1 protein-coding gene is annotated in these 527 nt (G+C 69.1%); it reads right to left on the bottom strand.

Annotation, left to right across the window (positions count from 1 at the left end; genetic code table 11):
- Window positions 1-527 (bottom strand): CoA transferase (locus tag EN984_RS37105; RefSeq protein WP_164766050.1); only part of this gene is annotated, 527 nt, incomplete at both ends.

Below are 527 nucleotides of genomic sequence, written 5' to 3'. Positions count from 1 at the left end.
GGGCCTTGTCGTACTGGCCGGACGCAAAGCGCTCGTCGAGCGGCAGCAGCCTGGCGAATTCGGCGAAGAATTGCGGCTCGAGACAGCCGATGGCGATATGGCGTCCGTCCGACGTCTCATAGGTGTCGTAGAACGGGGCGCCGGAATCGAGCAGGTTCGCGCCGCGCTTGTCGCTCCACAAGCCGGCCGCCGTCAAGGCGTGCAGGGGCACCGCCAGCATCGAGGCGCCGTCGACCATCGCGGCGTCGATGACGTCACCCTTGCCCGTGCGAGAACGTTGGAACAGGGCGGCCAGCACGCCGGCAATCAGCATCATGGCGCCACCGCCATAGTCGGCGACAAGGTTGAGCGGCGGGACGGGACGGCCGTCGGCATGGCCGATGGCGTGCAGCACGCCGCTATAGGCGAGGTAGGTGATGTCGTGGCCGGCGCGGCCGGCGAGCGGGCCGTCCTGACCGAAGCCGGTCATACGGCCGTAGATCAGCGCCGGGTTGCGCGCCAGCACCGTTTCGGGGCCGAGGCCAAGC

The sequence above is a fragment of the Mesorhizobium sp. M7A.F.Ca.CA.004.12.1.1 genome (assembly GCF_003997835.1).
Classification (GTDB): Bacteria; Pseudomonadota; Alphaproteobacteria; order Rhizobiales; family Rhizobiaceae; genus Mesorhizobium.
The sequence above is the reverse complement of the archived record's forward strand: the minus strand, read 5'-3'. Positions and strand labels throughout refer to the sequence as shown.